This window comes from Streptomyces sp. PKA51, from assembly GCF_057552455.1.
Genome location: NZ_BAAJPZ010000008.1, coordinates 13,159 through 37,554, shown reverse-complemented (window position 1 = coordinate 37,554; position 24,396 = coordinate 13,159). Strand labels below are relative to the sequence as shown.

The window sequence follows — 24,396 nt, the reverse complement described above, 5'->3', positions numbered from 1 at the left end:
AAGGGGAGGACCGGGAGGGGAATCGTTACCCCAGCGCCTGGGTGAGGTCCGCCACCAGGTCGTCGGCCGACTCGATGCCGACCGAGACGCGCACGAGGTCCGCCGGGACCTCCAGCGCGGAGCCCGCCACCGACGCGTGCGTCATGCGGCCCGGGTGCTCGATGAGCGACTCCACGCCGCCCAGCGACTCGCCGAGCGTGAAGAGCTTCGCCCGGTTGCACACCTCGACCGCCGCCTCCTCGCCGCCGGCGACGCGGAAGGAGACCATGCCGCCGAAGGCGCGCATCTGCTTGGCGGCCACCTCGTGCAGCCGGTGCTCGGGCAGGCCCGGGTAGTAGACCTGGGTCACCTTGGGGTGGGCGACCAGCATCTGGACGATGCGCTCGGCGTTGGCCGTGTGCCGGTCCATGCGCACCGCGAGCGTCTTGATGCCGCGCAGGGTCAGCCACGCGTCGAACGGCCCGGCCACCGCGCCCATGGCGTTCTGGTGGAAGGCCAGCTCGTCGCCGAGGCCGGCGTCGGCCGTCACCAGGGCGCCGCCGACGACGTCGGAGTGGCCGCCCATGTACTTGGTGGTGGAGTGCACGACCACGTCCGCGCCCAGCGACAGCGGCTGCTGCAGGTAGGGGCTGGCGAAGGTGTTGTCGACCACCAGCTTGGCGCCGGCCTCGTGGGCGACGGTCGCGACCGCGGCGATGTCGGTGATGCCGAGCAGCGGGTTGGAGGGCGTCTCGACCCAGACCACCTTGGTCTGCGGGCGGATCGCCGCGCGCACCGCCGCCGGGTCGGAGGTGTCGGCGACCGACCACTCCACGCCCCAGCGGCCGACGACCTTGGCGAAGAGACGGAACGTGCCGCCGTAGGCGTCGTTCGGGATGACCACGTGGTCACCGGGGGCCAGCAGGGTGCGCAGCAGGCAGTCCTCGGCGGCCAGGCCCGAGGCGAAGGCCAGGCCGCGCACACCGCCTTCCAGGGCCGCCAGGTTCTCTTCCAGGGCGGTACGGGTGGGGTTCGCGCTGCGGCTGTACTCGTAGCCGCCGCGCAGCCCGCCCACGCCGTCCTGCTTGTAGGTGGACACTTGGTAGATGGGCGGTACGACTGCCCCGGTCAGGGGGTCCGCCTCCTGCCCCGCGTGGATGGCGAGGGTCTCGAAGCTGTGCTGGTCGCTCATTGTCCCGAGAGTAGTACCCCGTTCACGTGAACGGTCCTGTTCACTTGTTGCAGGCGGATGAACAGTGTCTGCCTCGTCGCACTCGTCGCTTTCGTCAGGAAGGCCCATGGAGTTTCTTTTCATCCTGCTCGCCGTCGTGATCGTCTGCGGGTTCCTGGTCGTCCCGGCGGCGCGCCGCCGCCGGGCCCTGCAGGACGCCGCGGCCGGTGCCGGCGCGGCCGTCGACCCGTACGGCGCGTACGGCTTCGTCCCGCCCGAGCGCCTGGACCTGCGGCTGCCCGGCCCCGACGACGAGCTGCTGGCGGCCGTGGGCGAGGCGCGGCGCACCCAGGACTGGAAGCCGGCGGCCGACCTGCTCGCCCGCACCCCCGCCGGCAGCGCCGACGAGCTGCGCTGGCAGCGGGTCCAGACCCTGGCCGGCGCGGCGGCGCAGGAGCTGGCCGAGACGCCGGGCACGGGCGGCGTGTGGCTGCGGCACTGGCGCGTGGTGGCCCCCGAGGACGCCGGCGGCGCCGCGGTGCAGGCGGAGTTCCTGGTGCAGCAGGCCCTGCGCAACCCCTCCTCCCAGGACTACCGCATGATCCTGGAGGAGGCCCGTACGGTGTGCGCCGAGGCCACCCGCCTGGCACCCGACGACGTCGTGCCGCACATCGTCGCGCTGAACGTGGCCCGCGGCCTGGGGGCGAGCGAGGCGGAGTTCCAGTCCCTGTGGGAGACCGTCGTCTCGCGCGCCCCGGGCCACATGGGCGCCCACCTCGCGGCCCTGCGCTACTGGAGCGCCTCCTGGCACGGCTCCCAGGACCGGGCCGAGGACTTCGCCCGCCGCGCGGCCGCCGGCGCCGGCGAGGGCAGCCTGCTGCCGGCACTGCCGCTGTTCGCGGTCCACGACCACCTGCCCGACGTCCAGCTGGTGCGCAGCCTCTTCCAGAGCGCGGTGATCACCGACGCCATCGAGGCGGCGCACTTCGCGGTGCTGCACGCCCCGCAGGACCACCCGGTGCTGCCGCACGTCCGCCACCTGCTGGCGTGGTTCCTGGTCCGCGCCGAGCGCTACGGCGAGGCACTGGAGCAGCTGCGCAAGGTCGACGGCCACATCGGCGCCATCCCCTGGACGTACGAGCAGGACCCGGTCGCCGCGTACACCGCCTTCCGCGCCATGGCGGTGGCGGGCGCCCAGCGCGGCTGACGCCGGCGCCCACGCGGACGGGGCGGCTTTTCGACGGCGGTTCGGCGGCCTTTCGACCACCTTTCGACGGCGGTTCGACGGCCCGTTGGCGACGGTTCGACGGCCAGTCGGCGGCGGTTCGGCGGCGGTTCGGCGGCGGGCGAAAACCGCCGGACCGCCGCCCCGGTCGCACATATGATCCCCACATCCGTTTTTCACACCCTTGTGGGGGTCTTCGCCCAGTGGGCACATCTCTGCGTGCGCTGCGCGCACTTGTCCTCCTGGCCGGCTTCTACCTGCTGGCCCTCCTCCTGCTCGGCGTCCTCGCCGGCGCCGACGTCGCCGCGGCCCTGTGGATCCCCGGCCCGGCCGCGGTGAAGGTGTACCTCCTCTCCGTCGTCCTCGCCGTCCCCGTCCTGCGCGGCGTGTTCGTCCTGCGTACGCCCCGGGTCGAGGACCCCGCCGGACTGCCCGTCACCGACGCCGGGCAGCCGGAGCTCTGGCGCACCGTCCGTTCCCTGGCCGAGCGCACCGGCACCCGCGCCCCCGACACGATCGTCCTCACCGGCGACGTCAACGCCGGCGTCACCGAGGACGCCCGGCTGCTCGGCCTGCTGCCCGGCCCCCGCCGCCTCTACCTCGGCGTCCCGCTGCTCACCGGCCTGACCGAGCCCCAGCTGCACGCCGTCGTCGCCCACGAGCTCGCCCACTACGGCAACACCGACACCCGTCTGGCCGGCCTCACCCTGCGCGGCCGCGACACCGTGCTGCGCACCGTCGACGCCTTCCGGGAACAGGCGGACAAGCGCGTCGGCAAGGAACGTGCCCGCCAGGAGAAGGCCGCCGCCAAGGCCCTCGGCAAGGGCCGCAAGCCCAAGAAGATCGACACGGGCAACGCCGGGGCCTCCTACCGGCTGATGGGCCGGCCCTTCCTGGCGTACGCACGGTTCTACCTGCGCGCCACGCACGGCACCGGCCGCCGGCAGGAACTCGCCGCCGACCGCCTGGCCGCCCGCGTCGCCGGCCGCGACGCCACCGCCGCGGCCCTGCGCGAGACCGCCGTCCTCGACGCCGCCCACGACTTCTACATGAGCCGCTACGCCACCGCCGGCACCGGCGCCGGCCTCCTGCCGCCGCGCGGCGAGGTCTTCGGCGGTCTGCGCCGGCTGCTCGCCGACCCCGGACGCCAGGAGAACCTGGCCGCCCTGCGCGCCGAACCGCCGCACCAGGAGCCCACCCCGTACGACACCCACCCACCGGTGGCCCTGCGCATCGAGCTGATCGAGGCGCTGCCCGACGACGGCCGCGCCGCGGCGTCCGGCGCCCGACCTGCACTCGAGCTGCTGCGGGAACCGGAGCGGGTTTTGGCGGACCTGGAGGACGCCGTCCTGACCCCCGAGGCCCGGGCCATGACCCGCCTGGACTGGCCCGAGCTGGTGCACCGCACCGTGCACACCCGCACCGAGGCCACCGCCGAAGCCCTGTGCACCGCGCTCGGCACGGCAGGCGGCAGCGCCCTCGCCGATCTGACCGCCCTCCTCGACGCCGTCGACGGCGGACGCCTGTGGGAGGTCGCAGGCCGCCTGCCCAAGTCGCCGGAGGCGGCCCGGGCGACGGGCCGCGCCGCCCGCGAATTCCTCCGCCCGGCCCTGCACACGGGCCTGTGCGCCCTCACCGAACTCGCCCTGACCGAGACGTCCGGCGCCCGCTGGCACCTGTCCTGGTCCGGCCCGGCACCCCTGCTCCTGCCGGACGGCACCCCGGTGGACGAGCCCGTGGCCGAGGCGGTACGTGCCGCGACGGCGGACGTACCGGACACGGCGCCGCTGCGCGCGCTCCTCCCTCCCTCTGTTTCCTGACTGTTCAGACTGCTTTCTGACTCTTCTCCGATCGGAACCCTGCATGCTGCTGTCCGCCATCGTCATAGCCGTGTCCGTCTTCCTGTGGTTCAGAAGGAAGCGGCGCGCGAACGTGACCGCTGCCCGGCTCGCCGCCGAGGGCTGGCTGCCGCCCGAGCGGCAGAACACGGAACGGCCCTGCGCGGACCCCACGGCCGACGCCGTCGTCGCGGCCCTTTCCGCAGGTGACTGGCAGCCCGCCGCCCGGGCGCTCCGGGATGCGGGCACCGACTGGGAGCGGCGCTCCGCACTGGTCGGGATCATTGCCCACGAGGCGGCCAAGGACGACGCCTGGCTGCGGGCCTGGGAGGCAGCCCACCCGGACGACCCGGGCGCGGCCGTCGTCAAGGCGGAGGCGAAGATCCTCGTGGCCTGGGAGATCCGCGGCACGGCGTGGGCCGAGGACACCACGACCGAGCAGGCCATGGGCTTCCTCAGGGTGCTGCAGGAGGCGCGGGAGGACTTCGCTCGCGCCGTGTCCCTGGCCGACCCCGGCGACCCGACCCCGTTCGTCTCCCAGATCCCGCTGCGCAAGGGGCTGAGCGCGTCGCACGAGGAGATGCGGACCCTGTGGGCCGAGATCACCGCCCGCGCCCCGTACCACCACGACGCCCACGTGAGCGCCATGTCGTACTGGTACCCGAGGTGGCTCGGCTCCGAGCAGCTGGCGCTGGAGTTCGCCTGGACCGCCGCGCGCACGGCCCCGCCCGGCAGCCTGATGACGCTGCTGCCGCTGCGCTACTGGTACGACCACCTGGACGACGAGGCCCCGGACGTCGCCTACCGCTCGGTGGACCTGACCGCCATGATCGACGCGGCCCTGATCGACGTGGCGGCCTGCCGCCCGGACCACCCCCGGCTCGCGGGCGCCCGTCACCTGCTGGCGTACCTGCTGACGAAGCAGGAGCGGTACGCGGAGGCCGTCGAACAGTTCCGCCTGGTGGACGGCTGGGTGGGGGCCAGGCCCTGGAGCGACTACACGAAGACGGCGGAGTTCTACTGCCACTGCCGCAACGAGGCCCTCACCGGGGCCCGCGCGGCGGGCCGCGCGGGGGGCCGCCACCGCTGACGGGCCGCGGGCCGGAATCCCGGCGGCGGCTCGTACGTTGTCCCCGACGGACCGCCGAAGCGAGGAGCCCGATGATGTTCACCGACCGCGCCGCCCCCGGATTCCCCCTCCAGGAGCGCCACACCGTCCTGGACACACCCCTGGCCGGCCCCTACCCCGACGGCCATGAGACCGCCGACTTCGGCCTCGGCTGCTTCTGGGGTGCGGAGCGCAAGTTCTGGCAGACGCCGGGTGTGTGGACGACCCTGGTGGGCTACCAGGGCGGCCGCACGTCGTACCCCACGTACGAGGAGGTGTGCAGCGGCCTGACCGGCCACGCCGAGGTCGTCCGCGTCGTCTTCGACCCCGCCGTCGTCTCGTACGAGTCGCTGCTGAAGCTCTTCTGGGAGTCCCACGACCCCACCCAGGGCAACCGTCAGGGCAACGACATCGGCACCCAGTACCGGTCGGTGATCTTCACGCACTCCGCCGCCCAGCAGGCGGCGGCGGAGGCGTCGCGCGAGACGTACCAGAAGGTCCTCACGGCCTCGGGCTACGGCTCCATCACCACGACCATCGCCCCGGCCCCGCCCTTCCACTACGCGGAGCCGTACCACCAGCAGTACTTGTCGCCCGGCAAGAACCCCAACGGCTACTGCGGCATCGGCGGCACGGGGGTCAGCTGCCCGGTGGGGGTGGCGTCGGCGCCGGAGCCGACCGAGAGGTGATAGATCACCAGCGTCTGTTCCGGTTGTTCGGCGAGATGGAACGCGCTGTACGCGTACTCGCTCACCCCGCCTTCCGGGTGCCGTAGCCGTTTGCGACCGCTGTGCCGGGCCTGGATCTCGTACCGGGGCCACCAGGCCCGCGCCTGCGGGCTGCCTTCCTCCAGCTCTTCGAGCACTCGGGCGTAGCGCGGATCGCCGGGATGGCGCGCGGCCGAGGCCCGGAGCCGGGCCAGCAGGCCGCGTGCCTCGACCTCCCAGTCGACCAGTACGTCCCGGGCCGCCGGTTCGAGGAAGACCCAGCGGGCGAAGTTGGCCGGCGGGCCCGCCTCGGTGACCAGACCGGGGAACAGGTCGACGGCTGCCCGGTTGTGGCTGAGCACGTCGTAATTGCCCGCGATGATGTACGCCGGATTCGGCTGGAGCAGCCCGGGGACGGCCGCGGCCTCGGCCGTGAGCGGCCCGTGTCCCTCGGCTTCGGCCACGGGCCCGTGACCGGCGAGCTGGAGGAGGTGGGCCCGCTCGTGCCGGTCGAGCCGCAGCACGCCGGCCAGAGCGCCCAGCACCTGCTCGGAGGCGCGGACCTCCCGGCCCTGTTCCAGGTAGGTGTACCAGGTGGCGCTGATGCCGGCCAGCAGGGCCAGCTCCTCCCGGCGGAGCCCCGGCGTCCGGCGGCGGCCCGTCCGCGGCAGCCCCACGTCCTCGGGGATCAGGCGCTCTCTGCGGCTGCGCAGGAAATCACCGAGCCGACGGCGTCGGTCCGACTGCTCGGACATGGCGCTGGTACCCCTGGTTCCAGAATGAGTTCGGTCTGGATACCAGGCTAAGCCCTTCGGAAACTGGTGGTGCGAACACGGGCCGCGGCACGGGGCCATGGACGAAGAGGGCGGCATCATGTCCGGAATCGAAGGCAAAGTGGTGGCCATCACGGGGGCCGGCAGCGGCATCGGCGAGGCGACGGCCCTGCTGCTCGCGAAACGCGGCGCGCGACTGGTCCTCGGCGGGCGCCGGTCCGGGCGCCTCGCCGAGGTGGCGACGCGGATCGGGAAGGCGGGAGGAACGGCGGTGCACATACGCACCGACGTGACCCGTCACGAGGACATGCGCGCCCTGGTCGCACTCGCGACCGAGCGCTTCGGGCGGCTCGACGTCCTCGTCGGCAACGCCGGGGTCGGCACGATCTCACCCCTCGACGATCTGCGGGTCGAGGAGTGGGACCGCATGGTCGACGTCAACGTGAAGGGCGTGCTGCACGGCATCGGCGCCGCGCTCCCCGTCTTCCGGGCCCAGAACGCCGGGCACTTCGTCACCGTCGCCTCGACCGCCGCCTCCCGCGTCGTCCCCGCCATGGCCGTCTACGCCGGTACGAAGTTCGCGGTCCGGGCCATCTGCGAAGGGCTGCGCCAGGAGGCCGGCGACACGGTGCGGGTGACCACCGTCTCCCCCGGTGCAACGGCCACCGACTTCGCCGAGGCGTCCACCAACAGCCGGGTCAGAGCGGAGATCGTGAAGATGCGGGACGACATCGCGATCCCTCCGGAGGCCGTCGCACGGGCCATCGCGTTCGCCATCGAGCAGCCCGCCACGGTCGACGTGAACGAGATCGTCATCCGTCCCACCGCCCAGGGCTGACCGCCGCCTGGTGGCCGGTACGCAGTGGCCAGGCGCTGGGGATGGCGAAGGCGGAGGGCCGAGGGCCGCCTTCGCCGTTCGTCGGGCCGGGGCTCAGGTCGCCAGGTGGAAACCGGCGCCGACGCCGCCGTTGGCGTCCATCTCGGCGATGATGTCGACGATCGCCGAACTGTGCTGGGCGCCCCACGCGTTGCCGACCAGGGTCTGGCCGCTGACCACGGGGGAGCCGGAGTCCCCGCCCTGGGTCCAGATGAGGTGGGTGAACCAGATGTCGTGGGTGCCCAGCTTGATGCCGCAGGTCAGGCCCGTGCGGTGGCCCTGCTTGCACATGCGGACGCCGTTGGGCGGCGGGGCGCCGATCGAGGAGATGGTCACGCCGCCGACGGTGGCGGTGGGGGCGACCCGCGTCTCGTCCAGCTTGATGACGGCGTAGTCGAGGCCCTTGGGGCCGGTGTTCAGCAGGTTGTTGGGCGTGCTGACGTAGGTCACGGTGCCGATGGCGCCCGTCTCCAGGTCGGGGCGGCTGGCGTTGAGGTCGGCGGGGGCGGCGGCGGTGCCGGCGGGCGAGGTGTCGCGGTAGACCTTCTCGCCGACGAGCTTGTTGCCCTTCTCGTCGATGAAGCAGTGGGCGTTGGTCAGCCCGACCAGGTTGCCGGCGTTGTCGCGGCCGACGGCGGTGAGGGTGCAGACGAAGTAGCCCTGCGGGTTCTCCGGGGACGGCACGATCCGGAAGATGATGCCGGTGCCGCCGCCGATGGGCGTCAGCGCTCCGGTGGCGGCGGCCGGGGCCGCTGCGGGGGCGGCGGTGGCGGCCGGGGCCGCGGTGAGGGTCAGGCCCGCCGTCAGAACGGCGGCGAGACCGAGGGCGCGTAACGCACGCAGCATGTGATCACTCCTGTACGGACCGAAGTTGTATCGAACACGCACATCGAAGAGCACGAACGCACGTTTGTCACCACTTGCAAGTGCCGTTACGTCAACTTCTAACGTCCTCCGTGCGGCCGGAAGGACCGGCCGGCGATGGAAACGGAAGGGGCGGGACCGACGATGGCCTGGTCGACCGCGGACGTGGTCCGGATGTCCAAAGCGACCTCACGGACACTGCGGCACTACGACGAGATCGGCCTGCTGCCACCCGCCTGGACCGGCACCAATGGGCACCGCTACTACACGGAGACCGAGCTGCTGCGCCTCCAGCAGATCCTCCTGATGCGGGAGTTGGGCCTGGGACTGCGGGAGATCCGCGCCGTGCTCGACAGCGGCGCCGACCAGGTGACCGTGCTCCGCGAGCACCGCGCCCACCTGGCGGCCGAACAGGAACGGCTCGCGACACTCGCCCGCACCGTCGACCGCACCATCGCCGAACTGGAAGGAAGCAGGGACAACGACATGGCGCGCATCAACAGGCCGGAAAACCTCTTCGAGGGCTTCGAGCCCTCCCGGCACGACGCCGAGATGGAGGCCGAGGTACGGGAGCGGTGGCCGCAGGCCTGGGAGCAGTCCCGGCAGGCCGTCGAGGCGATGACCCCCGAGGACACGGAGCACTGGCAGCGCGAGGTGACGGCGCAGATGATCCGCATGGCGGAGTTCATGGTCGCCGGCACCCCGGCCGCCGACCCGGCGGTGCAGGCCGAGGTGGACGCCCACTACCAGGGCGTGTGCCGCTTCTGGACCCCGAACGCGGAGGCGTACAAGGGCCTGGCCCGGACCTACGTCGACGACCCGCAGTTCCGCGCCAACTTCGACAAGATCGCCGAAGGGCTGGCCGCGTACCAGCAGGAGGCGATGACGGTGTACGCGGACGCGCGGCTGCGCTAGCGGCAACCGCGCGCCCGAGGGGGGGATCACATGCCGAACGGCGCGGCGTAGTGGACCGTTCCGCTCGGCAGGGGGTGGTCGACGTCCAGGGCGAGGGCCATCAGGGCCTCGTCCGGGACGTCGACGGTCAGCCCGATGCCGTGCGCGGAGGCGCGGCTGAAGCCGAACCGGGGGTAGTACGAGGGGTGCCCCAGCACGACGACGTAGCGCTCCCCCGCCGTCCTGGCCGCGGCGAGGGCGGCGCGGACGGCGGCACTCCCCGCACCACGCCCCTGCTGCTCGGGCCGCACGGCGCACGGGGCCAGGCACAGGGCCGGGGTGTCGCCGATGTGGCAGCGGGTCAGCAGGGCATGACCCACGGGCCTGCCCGCCTCGTCGGCGGCGACGACGGACAGGCCCTCGATCCACGCGGGATCGGCCCGCAGGGCATCGACGAGGTCGGCCTCCAGCGCGGTGGGGAAGGCGGCGAGGTTGATCTCACGGACGGCGGGGATGTCGGCGCCGGTCTCGGCGCGCGTGGTCCAGGTGGTGCGCATGATGGACGAAGATCCGTTTCGGGAGAGGGTGCGTGCGGACGCCCCGCGAGCTCACGCTCCCGGCGAGGACGGCAGGGTCAGGCCGCGACCCGGGGCGTGAGGGAGACCCGGGCGCTGCGCACAGCGGCGACCTTGAGCGCGGTCATCAACCTCACCTCCCCGATCCGAACACCCGCACGAACACAGGACAGTGTACGCGGGCACCCGCCCACGCGCGCGAGGATTCAGCGGACGCGGCGGACTCAGACGTACCAGCGCTGGTTGGCGCCGCCGTTGCAGTCCCAGATCTGCACGTCCTGGCCCGCGGCGCCGATTCCGCCGCGTACGTCGAGGCACAGCCGGTCAGGATTGAGGTCACTGGTGAGGGTGCCGTTGTCGTTCCGGTGCCAGTGCTGGCCCGCACCGCCGTTGCACCGCCACAGCTGCACGTCCTGACCTGCGGCCGGCACGCCGCCGCGAACGTCCAGGCACCAGATCTCACGGTAGTCGAGGTCACTGACGATCGTCCCGTCGGACTTCAGAATCCAGCGTTGGCCCGGACCGTTGTTGCAGTCCCAGATCTGCACGTCCTGCCCCGCGGCGGCGATTCCACCGCGTACGTCCAGACACAGATGGGACGGATTGAGGCCACTGCGGACCGGCCTCCCGTAATCCGCCTGCGCCGGGGCCGCGGTGACGAGGCCGATGAGCGACGCCACCAGCACCACCACGGAAGCGCCGAGCCGGATCCTGCGCATGCGCGAACCTCCCCTGCCGCCCACTCCAGCACACACAGCGTAGCCGTGACCTCACGGCAAGGTGAGGCGCCGGCCGGAGGAACCGGCCGCGGGCCCGGCCCGTCTGAGGCCGCCGCGCTCGGCGCCGCCGCGGCATCCTCAACGAACGGCGCCGTCAGCGGACATGGGCACCTCCTTCTCGAAGCAGGCACATGGCCGTGAGCTGCTAGGTTGCGCCCAGCAGAACGCGCGTACGGAGGTAGTGCTGTGATCGGGCCGGAAGCAATAGCGGGGATCGCTCTGGTGGAGCTCGGCATGGTGCTGACGCCGGGGCCGAACATGATCTACCTGGTCTCCCGTTCGATCGCCCAGGGCCGTCGGGCGGGGCTGGTCTCGCTGGCCGGAGTCGCCCTCGGCTTCCTGGTCTACCTCCTCGCCGTCTCCGCCGGTATCGCCACCGTCTTCGCGCTGGTGCCGGAGATCTACCTGACGGTCAAACTGGCCGGGGCGGGCTACCTGCTCTGGCTCGCCTGGAAGGCCGTCCGGCCGGGCGGCCGATCCCCTCTCGCACACCAGGAGCTCGCGCACGACAGGCCCCTCAAGCTCTTCCTGATGGGCCTGCTCACCTGCCTGCTCAATCCCAAGGTGGCCATCCTCTACATCTCGCTGCTCCCGCAGTTCGTCGACCCGGAGCGCGGCCATGTCGCCCTGCAGGGCCTGCTGCTCGGGCTGACCCAGATCGCGGTGGGGGTCGCGGGCAACGCGTTCTTCATCGTGACGGCCGGCTCCGTGGCCGGGTTCTTCGGCAGGCACCCGCTCTGGCAGCGACTGCACCGCTACGTGATGGGCACCGCGCTGGCGGGCTTCGCCGTCAGGATCGCCACCGAGCGAACGGGCGCGGCGGTCGCCCTGCGCTGACAGCGTCACCTACCGACGCGTCCGCACCTTGGGCTGTTGCGCTCATTGCCCGTCGCGGCTCGGACCTCGTACGAGATCTTGAGGCCGTGAACTGCCCATGGCAGGCTCATGCCGCATGATCGATGAATTCGCGAAGGACACCCTGCACGGGAGACTGCGGCGGGACCGCAAGGCGCTGCTCTGGAAACTCGACGGCTTGTCCGAGTACGACGCCCGCCGGCCTCTGACGCCGACCGGGACCAACCTCCTCGGCCTGGTCAAACACATGGCCACCGTCGAGGCCCGGTACTTCGGCGAGGTCTTCGGCCGCCCTTCCCCGGAACCGCTGCCCCCGTGGCAGGACTACGACGGCAGCGATCTGTGGGCGGCCGAGGACGAGACCCGCGAGCAGATCACCGGGTTCTACCGGCGCACGTGGGAACACGCGGACGCCACGATCAGCGAGCTTCCCCTCGACGCCCCCGGTCACGTGCCGTGGTGGCCGGAGCCTTCTCCCAACACGAACCTGTTCGCCGTCCTGGTCCATGTCCTCGGCGAGTCCAACCGGCATGCCGGGCACGCCGATATCCTGCGCGAGAGCCTCGACGGCCGGACCGGGGTGCGCCCCGAATACGAGCAGCAGATCGACGAGGAAGCCCGTGCAGCCTACTGCGCGAAGATCGAGCAGGCTGCCAGGACGGCCGCCCGTATCAAGGTCTGACCGACCACCGTTTCGCATCTCGGAGGCGTATGCCCCGGGGCCCTATGCGGGCCAGCCGCCGTAGGGCACGGTGATGAGTTCCATGGCGTGGCCGGCCGGGTCCATGCCGACCGCAATGAACCGGCCCCTCCGGCGGTGATTTCAAGGCCCTCCCGTCACACTGCCGAGGCCGCCGCCTGAAGGGCGGCCGATGCGCCCTGCGTGATGGGGTCGCCGTGCCCGAAGACCACCGTGTCGACATCCAGCTTGGCGAGCCGGTGGAGCGACTCGACGGCCCGGGCGCGGTCGGTGTTGAAGACACCCAGCATGGTCCGGCCGACGTTGGCGACCGCATCCCCGGTGAACAGCACCTTGGGTCCGGGCAGGTGGAGCGCGATCGACCCGTCCGTGTGCCCGGGCACCGCGACCACCACCGCCCCGCCGCCGAATTCCAGCACGTCGCCGTCCTCCACCTCACGATCCACCCGGCACGGCGGGGCCGGGGGGAGAGGCGGAACGGCCGCCCGGATCGGCACCTCGAACTCCTCGAGCACCGGTGGCGCCCCGGCCGCCTCGCCCCGGATCACCGGCGCCTCCAGCCGATGGGCCACCACCTCCGCACCGTGCCGGGCGGCCAGTTCGGCAGCCGAGCCCGTATGGTCCTCGTGCCAGTGCGTCAGCACGATCCGCCGCAACGTGCCGTCCAGAACTTCCGCTATCTTCTCGCCGCAGCCCGCCGCCCCGGCATCTATCAGGGTCAGCTCGTCGTCGTCCCGCCACAGATAGGCCGCCCCCACCGGGAAGCGGAGCATGAGCAGCCTCGGCAGTACCTCGATCACGTCCATACGCCCAGCCTGCACTGCCGCCCCGGCAAACGCGCCGTCGTTCGCTGACGGCACATCAGGTGCAGCGAGTGGTCCTGGTTGTTGATTGGTCCGGGTTGTTGATCGGTCCGGTCGTTGATCGGTCCGGTCGTTGAGCGCACGTTCACACTGCGGAGATACGCAGCCGGGAGTCTTCGGCGTGGTGGCAGAGACGTCACCGCAATGAACAGGACGGGGTTCGCCTCGTCCCCGAAGGCTAGGGAGATGCACATGCGTCGCCAGAAGACCGCCAAGGCCGCGGCCGTCGCCGCCCTGACCATGGGCGTGGCCGTCCTCGCAACCGCCGGCACCGCCAGTGCCGCCAGTGCCGCCCCCGTCACCATCAACGCCGCCAGAAGCACCGGCATCACCCTCGAAAACCGGACGGGCTGCGACCTCTACCGCACCAACCAGTCGCTCGACCACGGGATCTGGACCGTCGAGGTGCCGCAGATCGTGCGCGATGGGGCGAAGCGTTCGTGGGCCTCGGAGAGCAACGGGTTCATGACCGGCACGGAAGGCCGCGCCACCTTCCAGACCGGTAACTGTGGAAACCCTGCGCTCAACTACAAGGAGATCGAGCTGCACTGGGACAACCCGTACGTCGGCTCCAACCAGTACAGCGAGCGTGGTGACGAGTTCTTGTTCGTGCGCGAGGGCGGCTCGGGCAACAACGCGAACGTGACCTGGCGGATCTGGGGCCGGTAACCCACGGCCCCCGCGGGGTCAGCTAGCGCGGGGCCAGCCAGCGCAGGGCACGCAGCCCGCAGCCCGGAACTTCGGGGTGCGGGTTGCTGCCCGTGGGCTGGTGCGGGTCAGAACTTTGGCTGGCTACGAGGGGAGGGGTGGGGGGCGGGGGTCCCTTTGCGGTCTGCGGGTGCGTGGGAGGTTGGCCGCCGTTCTCGTGCCGTCACGGATGCGGGTGCGTGAGGAGATCGCGCCCTTGTTTGTGGCTGAGGGGGAGCTGGCTGCTGCCGCGATGTGGCGTGCGCCGGTGGAGACGCTCCGCTCGTGTCACGTGTGATGGGGCTGAGCGTCCGGCTGCAGACCGTGCCGGGCGACCGCACCAACGAATGCCGCCCACGAGGCAGCGGAAACACTCACCTCCGGGCCGGGTATTCGCTTCGAATCGCGGACACGTATGCGCCGGGGGCCTGAGCACACCTCGACGCAATCACCGCCAGAGCCGCCGCTGCGGCTCGACCTACGCCAAGTGGGAGCAATCTCCAGGCAATTGCCGCCGGACCCGCCGCTATAACTGGACCGTATCCAGTCGGTGTTCACCGCTCCTCCGCCAACCTTCTGATGAGTCCTACGGAATCTCCTGGGCTGAGCGCCCGTTGGGCGATCATGACATAGCGCTGGGACACGATGTGCAGCTTGTCCGGGTCGGCGTAGAGCACCCCCGACTGCTGCCCCTCCTCGTAGGCCAAGCGCTTGTGGTCGGGCATCTCCAGGAGCACGAACGAGCCTTCCAGCCCCGGGTGCACGCCACTCCCCGCGGGCATGACCTGCACGGTCACGTTTCGCCGCTTGCTCTGCTCCTCCAGGTGCAGGAGCTGCCGTCTGTGGGATTCCCGGTCGGCAAGCGGCTCACTCAGCACCATCTCACCGATCACAAAGCTGTACACCTGCGTCTGCTTGTCCAGCATCGCCTGGCGTTCGAGCCTGGCGGCGACCAGCGTTTCGATCTCTTCGTCGCCCCTCGGTGGCCAGCTCCCGGTGAACAGAGCCCGCATGGTCTCCTCGGTCTGCAGCAATCCGGGAACCAGCAGCGGCTCGTACGAGCTGACCACGATCGCTTCGGCTTCATGGCGCATGAAGTCCTGCGAGTACGACACGAAGCGCTCCGGCTGGAGGTACTGGTAGGCCGCCTCAAGCAGCCCACCCGCCCCGCACAGCTGGTCCGCGATCTGCAGGATCCTCAGGCTGGCCCTTCGCCGCCCCTGCTCGATCGACTTGATCAACTCGACACCGACACACACCTCCTTCGCCAGCTCCTCCCGCGAGATCCCCGCTCGCTGCCGCCACCGCCTCAGCTGATCCCCGCAGTACCGCCAGCCGATCGGCGGCTGGGACTCCACAGTCATCGGACCACCCCTTCCCATCGCTACTACTCAAAGTAGCCACACGGAAGCTTTCAGACACCGCGGATCACACGACCCGGTAACTCCACCCCTCATTTCCTCCCACCAGTGAAGGTTTCTGCGGTCACCACGAACGATCTGCAGCCGGACGGCCAGCCACGTACACACCTGACACGAGCGGAGCGTCTCCACCGGCGCAAGCCACATCGCGGCAGCAGCCAGCTCCCCCTCAGCCACAAACAAGGGCGCGATCTCCTCACGCACCCGCATCCGCGACGGCACGAGAACGGCGGCCAGCTCCAAACCCACCCGCAGACCGCAAACCCACCCCGGCCCCCCACCCCTCCCCTCGTAGCCAGCCAAAGTTCTGACCCGCACCCGCCCACGGACAGGCACCCACAGACAAAGCCCGCGGACAGGCACCCGCCCCCGCTCGCTTAGAGTGCTTGAGGCCCCTTACCCGCCCCGCCCCGCCCCGCCCCGCGCCCGCCCGCCCGCCCGCCAAGGAGCAGCAACCGTGATCGACCAGCACCAGGAAAAGCCCCAGGCGTCCATAGCCCTGCAGCAGGAGATCGCCCGGGATCTTCAGGTGAGCGCGTCCTTCGACGCTCAGCAGGAGGTTGAGCGGCGGGTGGCCTTCCTCGCCGACCAGCTGATCTCCTCCGGGCTGCGTTCCCTGGTGCTGGGCATCAGTGGCGGGGTGGACTCCACCACCGCCGGGCGGCTGTGCCAGCTCGCCGTCGAGCGGGTGCGGGCCACCGGGCGGGAGGCGACGTTCTTCGCCATGCGGCTGCCGTACGGGGTGCAGGCCGACGAGAAGGACGCGCAGCTGGCGCTCGAGTTCATCCGGGCCGACCGCGTCCTGACCGTGGACGTGAAGCCTGCCAGCGACGCCGCGCTGGAGGCGGCGGTGGCGGCCGGTACGGTCTTCCGTGACGCGCACCACCAGGACTTCGTGCACGGCAACATCAAGGCCCGGCAGCGCATGATCGCGCAGTACGCCGTTGCGGGTGCGCACGACGGGCTGGTCGTGGGTACCGATCACGCGGCCGAGGCGGTGTCCGGCTTCTTCACGAAGTTCGGCGACGGCGCGGCGGACGTGGTTCCGCTCACGGGGCTGACGAAGCGGCGCGTACGGGCCGTGTCGCGCGTCCTGGGCGCGCCGGCGTCGCTGACCGAGAAGACCCCTACCGCCGACCTGGAAACGCTGGATCCGGGGAAGCCGGACGAGGTGGCGCTCGGTGTCACGTACGACGACATCGACGACTTCCTGGAGGGCGCGCCGGTCGCCGAGGCCGCGTTCGAGGCCATCGTCCGTCGCTACCGGCTCACCGAGCACAAGCGGCAGCTGCCGATCGCTCCCTGAGCCGACGCTGCCGGCGCCGCGGGACGCCCCCGACGCCACCTACGCCGCGGTATTCGCTCCTGCGATCGAGCGGTCCGCGCCGTCCTCGACTTGGCGATTTCCTGCCCTGTGTCGAGGCCGGGCGCTCCCCGATGGTGGAGGCGCCCGGTGGTGGTTCGCCGCCGGGGAAGTGGACCGAGTGAGAGGAACGTTCGCGCATGCCTCCGATCCCGGTGAAGCCTGGCATCTACAAGATCCACGCCCACATCATCGGTCCGACCAGCCTGGTGACGGCCACCGAGTACGCGGTCAAGCACGGTGCCCCCGTCATCACCGACCGCCTCAACCCGCTCCCGATCGAGCAGGAGTGGCTCATCGAGCCCGCCGAGCCGGTGCCCGGGGCGCCGTACGTGATCCGTCTCGCCGAGCACGAGCAGGCGGGTCTGGTGATCGCCGAGGACAGGCTGTTCGTGAACAACGTCCCGCGCCCCGAGTGGGCGAAGTTCACGTTCGAGCGGGTCATCGGCGGCGTCAAGATCCTCTCGGACAAGGGCCTCGCCCTGCGCGCCGGGCACCGGGGCGCGCAGATCGAGATCGTGCCGCCCAAGCCCGAGTTCCAGGAGACGTTCACGCTGGAGTTCGTGCGCCCGATCGACGCGGAGTAGAGCACGCGGCTCACGCCCACGCTCACGCTCATGGGCGGCGGTCGCACGACCGCCGCCCTCTGCGCTGCCCACCGCTACTCGCTGCGGTGGGTGATCCTCCGGCCCGCGTCCGTCCGGTTCTCGTCACAGCCAGGAACCAAGATCAATCACCTGGCGTCGACCTGGCCATGACGACCACGACGAAGACCCCCGGCACTGGCACCGGCACAGGCACCGGCACCGCCACCCGCCACCTCTACCTCGTCCGGCACGGCGAGGCGCTGCCGGACGAGAGCGGGCTGTCGGAGAAGGGGTACCGGCAGGCCGAGCTGATCGGGCGCCGGTTGGCCGAGCTGCCGATCTCCGTGGTGCGTCACGGCCCGCTGCCCCGGGCCGCGCAGACCGCGCGGGTGATCGGTGAGCACCTGGCGGGCGCCGTCGTCAGGGCCGACGACGTCGCCGGCGACTACGTGCCGTACTTCCCGGCCCGGGAGGAGTTGCCGGCCGACTGTGCCGACCGTCTGCTGGAGTTCCTCTCCCACGCCACCGCCGAGGACCGGGCGCACGGTCCCGGGCTGGCGCAGCGGGCGTTGGAGCGGTTCACGGGGCCGGTGGCCGGGGACGAGGAGCGGCACGAGCTGGTCGTCACCCACAACTTCCTCATCGGCTGGCTCGTCCGGGATGCCCTGGACGCCCCCGCGTGGCGCTGGCTCGGCCTGAACCACGGCAACGCCGCGCTGACCGTCATCCGTTACGCGCCGGGGCGGCCGTCCTCCGTCGTGATGTTCAACGACACAAGCCACCTCTGACCCGCCGCGATCTGCCTGCTCCCCCTACCCCGCTCCCGCTCCCCCCCTACCCCCGCCGCGTCCGTTCCGCGATCCAGCCCGTCATCGCGCGCACGCCCGTGCCGATGGCGCGCTCGTCCGGGGTGAAGCCCGGGTAGTGCGGGTAGGCGGTGGTGACCGGGGCGCCGGGGGTGCGGACGCCGAGGAAGGTGTACGTGCCGGGGACGCGGTCGAGGTAGAGGGCGAAGTCCTCGCCGTTGAAGGGGAAGGCGGCGTGGAGTTCGGTGACCGACTGCCGGCCGAGGGTGCCGCGCAGGTGGCGGGCGAGGGCGCGGGCCTCGGGCTCCGGGCAGACCATGGCCGGGAAGGGCGCGGCGGGGAAGGTGACGGTGGCTCCCGCGTATGCGCCGGCCAGGCGGCGGATCTGCTCGCGGATCCCGGCGTACCGTTCCTGCGGCCAGCAGCGGAAGGACACCCGGACGGTGGCGTCCTCCGCCTTGGCCCGGACGGCCACGAAGCGGGCGAGGGGGCCGTCCGGGGTCTGGACGTCGGCGACCATCCTCTCCAGTTCGGCCGGGGTCTGCGGCGGGGTCACGGTGGCGAGTGCGGCGATGTCGGCGGCCAGGCGGCGGGCGGCGTCCGGGGCGTCCGGGCCGGTCAGCCGTATCTCGCCGCGGTCCTGGCCGGGCAGCCCGTAGCCGGGTGTCACCGCGAACTGCCCGACGGGGAAGGGGCCGCAGTGCAGGGCGTGGATCTCCTCGATGCCGTGCCGTTCCAGCACGCCGGCGTCCAGCAGGGCGCGGGCACCGGCCAGGGCCTCCTCCGCGGGCTGGAAGAGGAAGACGATGCTTCCGTCCAGCCCGTGGCGGTGCCGCTGTCGTGCCAGGGCCTCGGCGACGCCGACGGCCACCGTGGTGTGGATGTCGTGGCCGCACACGTGGGCGGGCGCGGTGCCGCCGCCGACGATGCCCTCGGGCGGCACGGCGTCCATGTCCGCGCGGTACGCCACCGTGCGGCCCGGCCGGGTGCCGTGCAGGACGGCGACGACGCCGTGGCCGCCCACGTCGGTGGTGACGGCCAGCCCGGCCGCCCGCAGGCGGCCGGCGACCACCGCGGCCGTACGTGCCTCCCGGCCCGGCGCCTCGGGGTGGGCGTGCAGGTCGCGCCGCAGCGCGACCAGGTCGGGTACGGGACGGGGTGCCGCGGCGGCCCGTCCCGCGGCGCCCCACACGATTCCCGCCGCGGCCGCCACCGCGCCGCCCAGCACCGTACGACGGTTCACCGTCTTCATCGCCGTTCCCCCTGATCCCGGAAGTCGATCTCTTCCGTCCGATCCCGGAAGTCGATCTCTTCCCTGGATCCTCGGGGTTCGGGGGCTCCGGCGCCCATCCGGTGAGCCGCCGTCGTGGGGTGGGGACAGCCCCCGCAGGGCTCCTGTCAGTTCTCCAGGAGCGGCTGCTCGATGACGCAGTCCGGACCGGGGAAGATCAGCGACTCCCGGCCGTCCGCGAAGCGCACCAGGTACGGCGGCGCGCCGTCCGCCCCGCGCACCTCGACGATCTCGCCGACGTGCTCCCTCATCCCCACGATGCGGCCCTTGATGCGGACCCGGTCACCGATCGTCGCGTGCATTGCCACTCAACCACCCTTCTGGAGCCGACCGGAGGGTGACTCCCCCGGCACCCCCTCCCTTATTCCGTCGGCACCCCAATTCGCCCACCCGGCCCAGGAGGTCAACAGACCATTCAAGACGCGTCTTCTTTTGAGTGACATTCCGTCGGTGCGCGAGCCCGGCCCGGTAGCCGTTGCCGTATGACCAAACGTTTCCTCCGACGCCGGGGCAGCGGCCCCGTCGTCGCCGCGGCGGCCCTGTGCCTGGCCGCCGCCCTCGTCGCACCGGCGAGCGCCGCTCCCGCCGCCACGCCCGCCGCCGCCCGGTTCGACCTGCCCGAGCCGCCCTCCGTGGACGTCGCCCGCGACGAACTCGCCGGGCTCGACGTCGAGGCCCCGCACTCCATGACCGGCTACAGCCGGGCCAAGTTCCCGCACTGGGCCACCCAGCAGGGGCAGTGCGACACCCGCGAGACGGTCCTGGCCCGCGACGGCAGGGAGGTGCGCACCGACGCACAGTGCCGGGCGGTCGCCGGCAGCTGGGTCAGCCCGTACGACGGGAAGCAGTTCACCGTCGCCGGGCAGCTCGACATCGACCACGTCGTCCCGCTCGCCAACGCCTGGCGCAGCGGGGCCGACAAGTGGGACACCCCGCGGCGCAAGCGGTTCGCGAACGACCTGGAAAGCCCCCAGCTCGTGGCGGTCTCCGCCGCCTCGAACCGCCAGAAGGGCGACCAGAGCCCGGACCAGTGGAGGCCGCCGCTGAAGTCCTACTGGTGCACGTACGCCCGGGCCTGGACGCACGTGAAGCACGAGTACGGCCTGAGCGTCACCGTGCCCGAGCAGGAGACCCTCGCCAACATGCTCGACACCTGCGGCGGCTGATCACATCAGCCGTGGCCCCCGCGCGCCAGGCGGGCGGCGTCGGCCGCGGCGGTGCCGCGTTCCCAGCCGTCCAGGTCGCGGCCGCGCAGCCGGAAGGACGTCGTCTCCGGGAAGAGACGGCCCGCCGTCTCGCCGACCGCGACGTCCCGGGCGGCGAGGACGGGGAGCACCTCGGGGCGGGCCTCCTGGACGGCGACGTCGCGGACGGCCGCCGCGAGGCGGTCGCCGATGCGGCCCGCGTAGGCGATCAGGAAGGACTCGCGGAAGTCGCGGGTGCGGCGGGCGCGGCCGCGGGCGTGGTGGCTGTCGGCCTCGCGATTCATGGCGGTGGTGGCCTGCACCAGCAGGGAGGTGTAGAGGAGTTCGACGAGTTCGAGATCGGCGTCGAAGCCGACGACGGTGGAGAAGCCGTACTCGCTCGACCACACCGCCTGGCAGTGGTTGGCGGCCGCCACCGCGTCGAGGAGCAGGGCCTTCGCCGACTCGTACGGGCCGTCGATGCCGATGCGGCAGGCGCCGGGGCCGTCGTCCGCCGTGGCGGGGGTGCCGGCGGCCAGCAGGGCCTCGTCGATGGAGTGGCGCGCCATGAGCTCCTGCGCCTTGGCGGACAACGCCTCCGCCTCCTCGGGGAACTGCGTCGACTCGGCCTTGGCCAGCAGCGCCCGCACCCGGCCGAGCATGCGCGGCGGGACGACGGCGGCGGCGCCGGGCCTCGGGCGGCCGGCGTGGCCGGGCAGGGGGCCGACGGCGCCGAGGCGGGGCAGTCCGTCGATCAGGCGCAGGGTGCCGAGCGCGCAGGCGGCGGTCTCGAAGCGGCTCAGCCGCTCGCGGCGCGCGAAGCCGTCGAGGAAGGTGTCGTCGGTGTCCCACCACACCGGCTCGGTGAGCTCCTCCAGCTGGGCGGACCAGCGGGCGCCGAGGGTGTCGGGGGCGTAGCGCCGGGCCTCGGCGGCGACGAGGTCGACGGCGAAGCGCACGTCGGTGGGCGTCAGTTCGCGCCGTACGAGGCGCAGGACGTCGGCGGGCTGCCAGCCGTGCTCCCAGCAGCGGCGCAGGGTGGCCGAGGCGTGCCGGACGACGGCGGCGCTGACGGCCTCGTAGCCGGCGGGGGCGGCGGCGAGGACGGACGCGGCCGCGTACACCGCGTCGTCGAGCGCGTCCCCGCGGACCGTTCGCAGTCCCCGTACGGCGGCCGCGACGGTCTCCAGGGGCGACTCGGTGCTGTGCACGGGGTTCTCCGGTTTCTCCTTGTGGGGCAGGAGATTCCATTTTCTCGCACGCGTGGGTGAGCGGCCGAAACCGTGTGCCTCAGTCGCGCACCCGCTGCACGAGCTCGCAGGGCCGGCACCACCACAACCGCCCGTTGGCATCGACCTCGCTGCCGCCGCACACCGGGCACTCGGGCCCGGCGACGATCGCCGCCGCGTACTTCTGGCCCCGGCCGGCCTGCCGGGCCAGCTCCCGGCACTCGGCGGCATAGCAGTGCAGGCACAGCCAGCTGCGCACCCCGGCGAGCTTGATGGGCCGCACCTCGCACTTGGGGCAGGCCGCCTGCCCCAGCGGCACCCGCTCGGGCGGCAGCTCGGCGGCGTAGGTCTGCGCGGGGAACAGGCTCATGCGAGCACCGTGCCCGTACCGCCGCAGGAGCTGCACGAGGTCCTCACCCGGCCCCCGTCGTACGCCTCCCACACGACGCTGCCCTCGCCCCCGCAGTCGTCGCACTCCTTCTCCGGCGGCAACCCCTGGCCGCTGCTCATACGGCTCTCCCCGCTCTCCCGAACCCCGACACGCCTGCGGCGTGCGCTCAAGCGTCCCACGCACCGCACGCACGCGCGCCCGTTACGCCCAAGTCACGTAGGGTCCGGGGCCGCAACGCACCGGGCCCTCCCGGCGATGCCGGGAGGGCCCTTGGTGTGGTGGTGCGGGGGTGGTCAGGCGCCGGTGGCGCTGCCGGCCACCCACTGCTGCCAGTCCATGTTCCAGCCGTTGAGGCCGTTGTCCGGGGCGATGGTCTTGTCGTCGGAGTTCTTCACCTCGACGACGTCACCGACGATCGACTGGGCGAAGAACCAGGCGCCCGGCGTGTTGGGGTCGTCGGCGCCCTGCTTGTCCTCCAGGCCGATGCAGCCGTGGCTGGTGTTGGTGACGCCGAAGACGCCGCCGCCCCAGTAGTTGCCGTGGATGAACGTGCCGGAGGTGGACAGCCGCATGGCGTGCGGGACGTCCTTGATGTCGTACTCGCCCTTGCCGTCGGACTTGGAGAAGCCGACCGTGGAGCCGTCCATGCGGGTCTCGACGAACTTCTCGGAGATGACCATCTTGCCGTTGTAGGTCGGGTTCTTCGCGCTGCCGGCCGAGATCGGGATGGTCTTGACCACCTGGCCGTCGCGCGTGACCGTCATCTTGTGGGTCTTGGCGTCGACGGTCGAGATCTGGCTGCGGCCGATCTTGAAGTTGATGGTCTTCTTCTGGACACCCTTGATGCCCGGGGCGCCCTCGACGCCGTCGAGATCCATCTTCAGGGTGACGTCCGAACCGGCCTTCCAGTACTCCTGGGGGCGGAAGTCCAGGCGCTGGTCGTTGAACCAGTGACCCACCACCTGCTGGCCGCTGCTGCTGGTGACCTGCACGTGGGACTGGACGGACTTGCGGTCCTTGATGGGCTTGTTGAAGTTGATCGACACGGGCATGCCCACGCCGACGGTCGAGCCGTCCTCCGGCGTGAAGGAGCCGATGAAGCTGTTCTGGGGCGAGACCGTGGAGAAGGAGGAGTTCTCCGTGGCCTTGCGGCCCTTGGAGTCCTTGGCCTCGGCCACGACCTTGTACTTGGTCGAGCGCTCGAGCTGGGCGCCCGGCTTCCAGGACTTCTTGTCCGAGGAGATCGTCCCCTCGACGGGGGTGCCCTTCTCCGTCGTCATCTTGACGCTCGTGAGCTCGCCGTCACGGACGGTGACCTTCACGGCCTCGGGCGTGATGCCGGCGTCGGTGACACCGCTCTTCGGCGTGATCGTGATCTGCGCCTTGGACGCCTCCTTGGCGGCAGCGGCATCGATCTGGCCCTGCGACGCCCCCTTGCCGTCGCCCCCGCCCTTGGCGTCGTCACCGCCGTCGCCATTGCACGCGGCCAGAGTCAGTACACCGCCGAGCACAGCGGCCGCGGCCGCCAGGCCCTTGCGGCGCTTGCCGTACGTCATCACACGCTTCTCCATTGCTCCTGGACCCCGGAATCCCCCGAGCCGGTCGTGGGGCTCATGGGGCTACACGTATCCCGGCTACTACTCAGGGAACGCCTGTGGAGCCCCAGCCGTTCCAGCGCTCGGCCATGTGTGGGGAAGACCACGCCAGTAAAGCCCCTCGGGGGGAGGTCCGTGCAACCCGGGTCTTGACAAACCCCGCAGGGACGGATGGGGGGTTACCGGGCCGATGGCGCACGCGGCTTTCCCGGCGGCCGCGGTCTCACTACCATGCGGTCTCACCGACATCCTGTCGGCGACAACCTGTCAGCGCCCACCGATCGGCCCGGCCGATCCCCCGTCAATCTCCGCCGCGCCCAGGGAGATTCCCCGTGACCGCACGCCGTCCGCTGATCACCGCCGTCGTCGCCGGTACGGTGCTGAGCGCCCTGTGGTTCGTACCGACCGCGGACGCCACGCCGGAGCACCCGGCGGCGCCCTCGCCGCCGTCCGCTCCGCGGACTGCGCAGCAGGGGGTGACCCTCGCCGCCAGCGGTGGCGTGGACACGACGCCGTACGTCATCGGCGGCATCGCGTTCGTGACGGCGGGTGGCGCCCTGGTCACGACCGCGGTACGGGCGTCCCGCCGGGGGGCGCGGAGCGCCCCGTAAGCCCTTACCTGCGGGTGCGTCGT

28 protein-coding genes are annotated in these 24,396 nt (G+C 71.8%); 14 read left to right on the top strand and 14 right to left on the bottom strand.

The window, feature by feature from the left end; genetic code table 11:
- Window positions 1-25: 25 nt before the first annotated feature.
- Complete coding sequence (locus AC27L3_RS14600; protein WP_487234445.1) at window positions 26-1,171, bottom strand: cystathionine gamma-synthase; 1,146 nt, start codon at window positions 1,169-1,171, stop codon at window positions 26-28.
- A gap of 106 nt (window positions 1,172-1,277) precedes the next feature.
- On the opposite strand from AC27L3_RS14600, the gene AC27L3_RS14595 reads away from it, so the two are divergent.
- From AC27L3_RS14595 to msrA, 4 genes are all read left to right on the top strand, one after another.
- A complete protein-coding gene (locus tag AC27L3_RS14595) occupies window positions 1,278-2,357 on the top strand; it encodes a hypothetical protein (protein ID WP_487234444.1) in 1,080 nt (359 codons plus the stop codon).
- 221 nt (window positions 2,358-2,578) lie between these two features.
- Window positions 2,579-4,195 carry a M48 family metalloprotease gene (locus tag AC27L3_RS14590; RefSeq protein ID WP_487234443.1) on the top strand — a complete coding sequence of 539 codons (1,617 nt, stop codon included), beginning with the start codon at window positions 2,579-2,581 and terminating at the stop codon, window positions 4,193-4,195.
- Between the two features lie 43 nt (window positions 4,196-4,238).
- Entirely contained in the window at window positions 4,239-5,303 is a 1,065-nt protein-coding gene (locus tag AC27L3_RS14585; RefSeq protein ID WP_487234442.1) for a hypothetical protein, read from the top strand.
- Window positions 5,304-5,374: 71 nt separating this feature from the next.
- Entirely contained in the window at window positions 5,375-6,010 is a 636-nt protein-coding gene (gene msrA, locus AC27L3_RS14580) for a peptide-methionine (S)-S-oxide reductase MsrA (RefSeq protein ID WP_487234441.1), read from the top strand.
- Here msrA and AC27L3_RS14575 read toward each other — a convergent pair.
- Window positions 5,935-6,783 carry a helix-turn-helix transcriptional regulator gene (locus tag AC27L3_RS14575; RefSeq protein WP_487234440.1) on the bottom strand — a complete coding sequence of 283 codons (849 nt, stop codon included), beginning with the start codon at window positions 6,781-6,783 and terminating at the stop codon, window positions 5,935-5,937. The two genes, msrA and AC27L3_RS14575, sit on opposite strands and share 76 nt — an antisense overlap.
- A 118-nt stretch (window positions 6,784-6,901) precedes the next feature.
- Between AC27L3_RS14575 and AC27L3_RS14570 the strand changes: the two genes are divergently transcribed.
- Window positions 6,902-7,639, top strand: a complete 738-nt coding sequence (locus tag AC27L3_RS14570; protein ID WP_487234439.1) for an SDR family oxidoreductase — start codon at window positions 6,902-6,904, stop codon at window positions 7,637-7,639.
- A gap of 93 nt (window positions 7,640-7,732) precedes the next feature.
- On the opposite strand, the gene AC27L3_RS14565 is transcribed toward AC27L3_RS14570, so the two are convergent.
- Entirely contained in the window at window positions 7,733-8,524 is a 792-nt protein-coding gene (locus AC27L3_RS14565) for a trypsin-like peptidase domain-containing protein (RefSeq protein ID WP_487234438.1), read from the bottom strand.
- A gap of 162 nt (window positions 8,525-8,686) precedes the next feature.
- Between AC27L3_RS14565 and AC27L3_RS14560 the strand changes: the two genes are divergently transcribed.
- On the top strand, window positions 8,687-9,457 hold the full coding sequence (locus tag AC27L3_RS14560) for a MerR family transcriptional regulator (protein WP_487234437.1): 771 nt from the start codon (window positions 8,687-8,689) through the stop codon (window positions 9,455-9,457).
- Between the two features lie 26 nt (window positions 9,458-9,483).
- Here the strand turns inward: AC27L3_RS14560 and AC27L3_RS14555 are convergent, their stop codons facing one another.
- Together AC27L3_RS14555 and AC27L3_RS14550 are read right to left on the bottom strand one after the other, a co-directional pair.
- On the bottom strand, window positions 9,484-9,993 hold the full coding sequence (locus AC27L3_RS14555) for a GNAT family N-acetyltransferase (protein WP_487234436.1): 510 nt from the start codon (window positions 9,991-9,993) through the stop codon (window positions 9,484-9,486).
- 242 nt (window positions 9,994-10,235) lie between these two features.
- Window positions 10,236-10,730: an RICIN domain-containing protein gene (locus tag AC27L3_RS14550; RefSeq protein WP_487234435.1), complete on the bottom strand. Its 495-nt coding sequence runs from the start codon at window positions 10,728-10,730 to the stop codon at window positions 10,236-10,238.
- A 246-nt stretch (window positions 10,731-10,976) separates the two neighbouring features.
- On the opposite strand from AC27L3_RS14550, the gene AC27L3_RS14545 reads away from it, so the two are divergent.
- Both AC27L3_RS14545 and AC27L3_RS14540 read left to right on the top strand, forming a co-directional pair.
- Window positions 10,977-11,627: a LysE family translocator gene (locus AC27L3_RS14545; RefSeq protein WP_487234434.1), complete on the top strand. Its 651-nt coding sequence runs from the start codon at window positions 10,977-10,979 to the stop codon at window positions 11,625-11,627.
- A gap of 115 nt (window positions 11,628-11,742) precedes the next feature.
- Entirely contained in the window at window positions 11,743-12,327 is a 585-nt protein-coding gene (locus AC27L3_RS14540) for a DinB family protein (protein WP_487234433.1), read from the top strand.
- 155 nt (window positions 12,328-12,482) lie between these two features.
- Here the strand turns inward: AC27L3_RS14540 and AC27L3_RS14535 are convergent, their stop codons facing one another.
- Window positions 12,483-13,151: an MBL fold metallo-hydrolase gene (locus tag AC27L3_RS14535; protein WP_487234432.1), complete on the bottom strand. Its 669-nt coding sequence runs from the start codon at window positions 13,149-13,151 to the stop codon at window positions 12,483-12,485.
- 249 nt (window positions 13,152-13,400) lie between these two features.
- Here AC27L3_RS14535 and AC27L3_RS14530 point away from each other — a divergent pair, with 249 nt between their 5' ends.
- Window positions 13,401-13,877: a hypothetical protein gene (locus tag AC27L3_RS14530; RefSeq protein WP_487234431.1), complete on the top strand. Its 477-nt coding sequence runs from the start codon at window positions 13,401-13,403 to the stop codon at window positions 13,875-13,877.
- 306 nt (window positions 13,878-14,183) lie between these two features.
- On the opposite strand, the gene AC27L3_RS14525 is transcribed toward AC27L3_RS14530, so the two are convergent.
- Both AC27L3_RS14525 and AC27L3_RS14520 read right to left on the bottom strand, forming a co-directional pair.
- The gene (locus tag AC27L3_RS14525) at window positions 14,184-14,453 is read right to left on the bottom strand and encodes a DUF397 domain-containing protein (RefSeq protein WP_487234430.1); all 270 of its coding nucleotides are present in this window, start codon (window positions 14,451-14,453) and stop codon (window positions 14,184-14,186) included.
- Window positions 14,450-15,259, bottom strand: a complete 810-nt coding sequence (locus tag AC27L3_RS14520; protein ID WP_487234429.1) for a helix-turn-helix domain-containing protein — start codon at window positions 15,257-15,259, stop codon at window positions 14,450-14,452. Before AC27L3_RS14520 ends, AC27L3_RS14525 begins: the two co-directional genes overlap by 4 nt.
- A gap of 517 nt (window positions 15,260-15,776) precedes the next feature.
- On the opposite strand from AC27L3_RS14520, the gene nadE reads away from it, so the two are divergent.
- The 3 genes from nadE (at window position 15,777) to AC27L3_RS14505 (ending at window position 18,054) form a co-directional block, all read left to right on the top strand.
- The gene (gene nadE, locus AC27L3_RS14515) at window positions 15,777-16,622 is read left to right on the top strand and encodes an ammonia-dependent NAD(+) synthetase (protein WP_487234616.1); all 846 of its coding nucleotides are present in this window, start codon (window positions 15,777-15,779) and stop codon (window positions 16,620-16,622) included.
- A 197-nt stretch (window positions 16,623-16,819) separates the two neighbouring features.
- Window positions 16,820-17,266 (top strand): hypothetical protein, encoded by a 447-nt coding sequence (locus AC27L3_RS14510; protein WP_487234428.1) that lies wholly within the window; start codon window positions 16,820-16,822, stop codon window positions 17,264-17,266.
- 167 nt (window positions 17,267-17,433) lie between these two features.
- Window positions 17,434-18,054 carry a histidine phosphatase family protein gene (locus AC27L3_RS14505; RefSeq protein ID WP_487234427.1) on the top strand — a complete coding sequence of 207 codons (621 nt, stop codon included), beginning with the start codon at window positions 17,434-17,436 and terminating at the stop codon, window positions 18,052-18,054.
- A gap of 46 nt (window positions 18,055-18,100) precedes the next feature.
- Here the strand turns inward: AC27L3_RS14505 and AC27L3_RS14500 are convergent, their stop codons facing one another.
- Window positions 18,101-19,324 (bottom strand): M20 metallopeptidase family protein, encoded by a 1,224-nt coding sequence (locus tag AC27L3_RS14500; RefSeq protein WP_487234426.1) that lies wholly within the window; start codon window positions 19,322-19,324, stop codon window positions 18,101-18,103.
- A gap of 146 nt (window positions 19,325-19,470) precedes the next feature.
- Entirely contained in the window at window positions 19,471-19,665 is a 195-nt protein-coding gene (locus tag AC27L3_RS14495) for a DUF1918 domain-containing protein (protein ID WP_487234425.1), read from the bottom strand.
- Window positions 19,666-19,845: 180 nt separating this feature from the next.
- On the opposite strand from AC27L3_RS14495, the gene AC27L3_RS14490 reads away from it, so the two are divergent.
- Window positions 19,846-20,529: an HNH endonuclease family protein gene (locus AC27L3_RS14490; RefSeq protein ID WP_487234424.1), complete on the top strand. Its 684-nt coding sequence runs from the start codon at window positions 19,846-19,848 to the stop codon at window positions 20,527-20,529.
- 5 nt (window positions 20,530-20,534) lie between these two features.
- On the opposite strand, the gene AC27L3_RS14485 is transcribed toward AC27L3_RS14490, so the two are convergent.
- The 4 genes from AC27L3_RS14485 to AC27L3_RS14470 form a co-directional block, all read right to left on the bottom strand.
- Window positions 20,535-21,758 (bottom strand): DUF2786 domain-containing protein, encoded by a 1,224-nt coding sequence (locus tag AC27L3_RS14485; RefSeq protein ID WP_487234423.1) that lies wholly within the window; start codon window positions 21,756-21,758, stop codon window positions 20,535-20,537.
- A 79-nt stretch (window positions 21,759-21,837) separates the two neighbouring features.
- The gene (locus tag AC27L3_RS14480) at window positions 21,838-22,146 is read right to left on the bottom strand and encodes a hypothetical protein (protein WP_365981814.1); all 309 of its coding nucleotides are present in this window, start codon (window positions 22,144-22,146) and stop codon (window positions 21,838-21,840) included.
- On the bottom strand, window positions 22,143-22,286 hold the full coding sequence (locus tag AC27L3_RS14475) for a hypothetical protein (RefSeq protein ID WP_487234422.1): 144 nt from the start codon (window positions 22,284-22,286) through the stop codon (window positions 22,143-22,145). The genes AC27L3_RS14480 and AC27L3_RS14475 overlap by 4 nt, the downstream gene beginning before the upstream one ends.
- Window positions 22,287-22,460: 174 nt before the next feature.
- Window positions 22,461-23,738: a L,D-transpeptidase gene (locus tag AC27L3_RS14470; protein WP_487234421.1), complete on the bottom strand. Its 1,278-nt coding sequence runs from the start codon at window positions 23,736-23,738 to the stop codon at window positions 22,461-22,463.
- A 356-nt stretch (window positions 23,739-24,094) separates the two neighbouring features.
- Here AC27L3_RS14470 and AC27L3_RS14465 point away from each other — a divergent pair, with 356 nt between their 5' ends.
- Entirely contained in the window at window positions 24,095-24,373 is a 279-nt protein-coding gene (locus tag AC27L3_RS14465) for a hypothetical protein (protein ID WP_487234420.1), read from the top strand.
- Window positions 24,374-24,396: the final 23 nt, after the last annotated feature.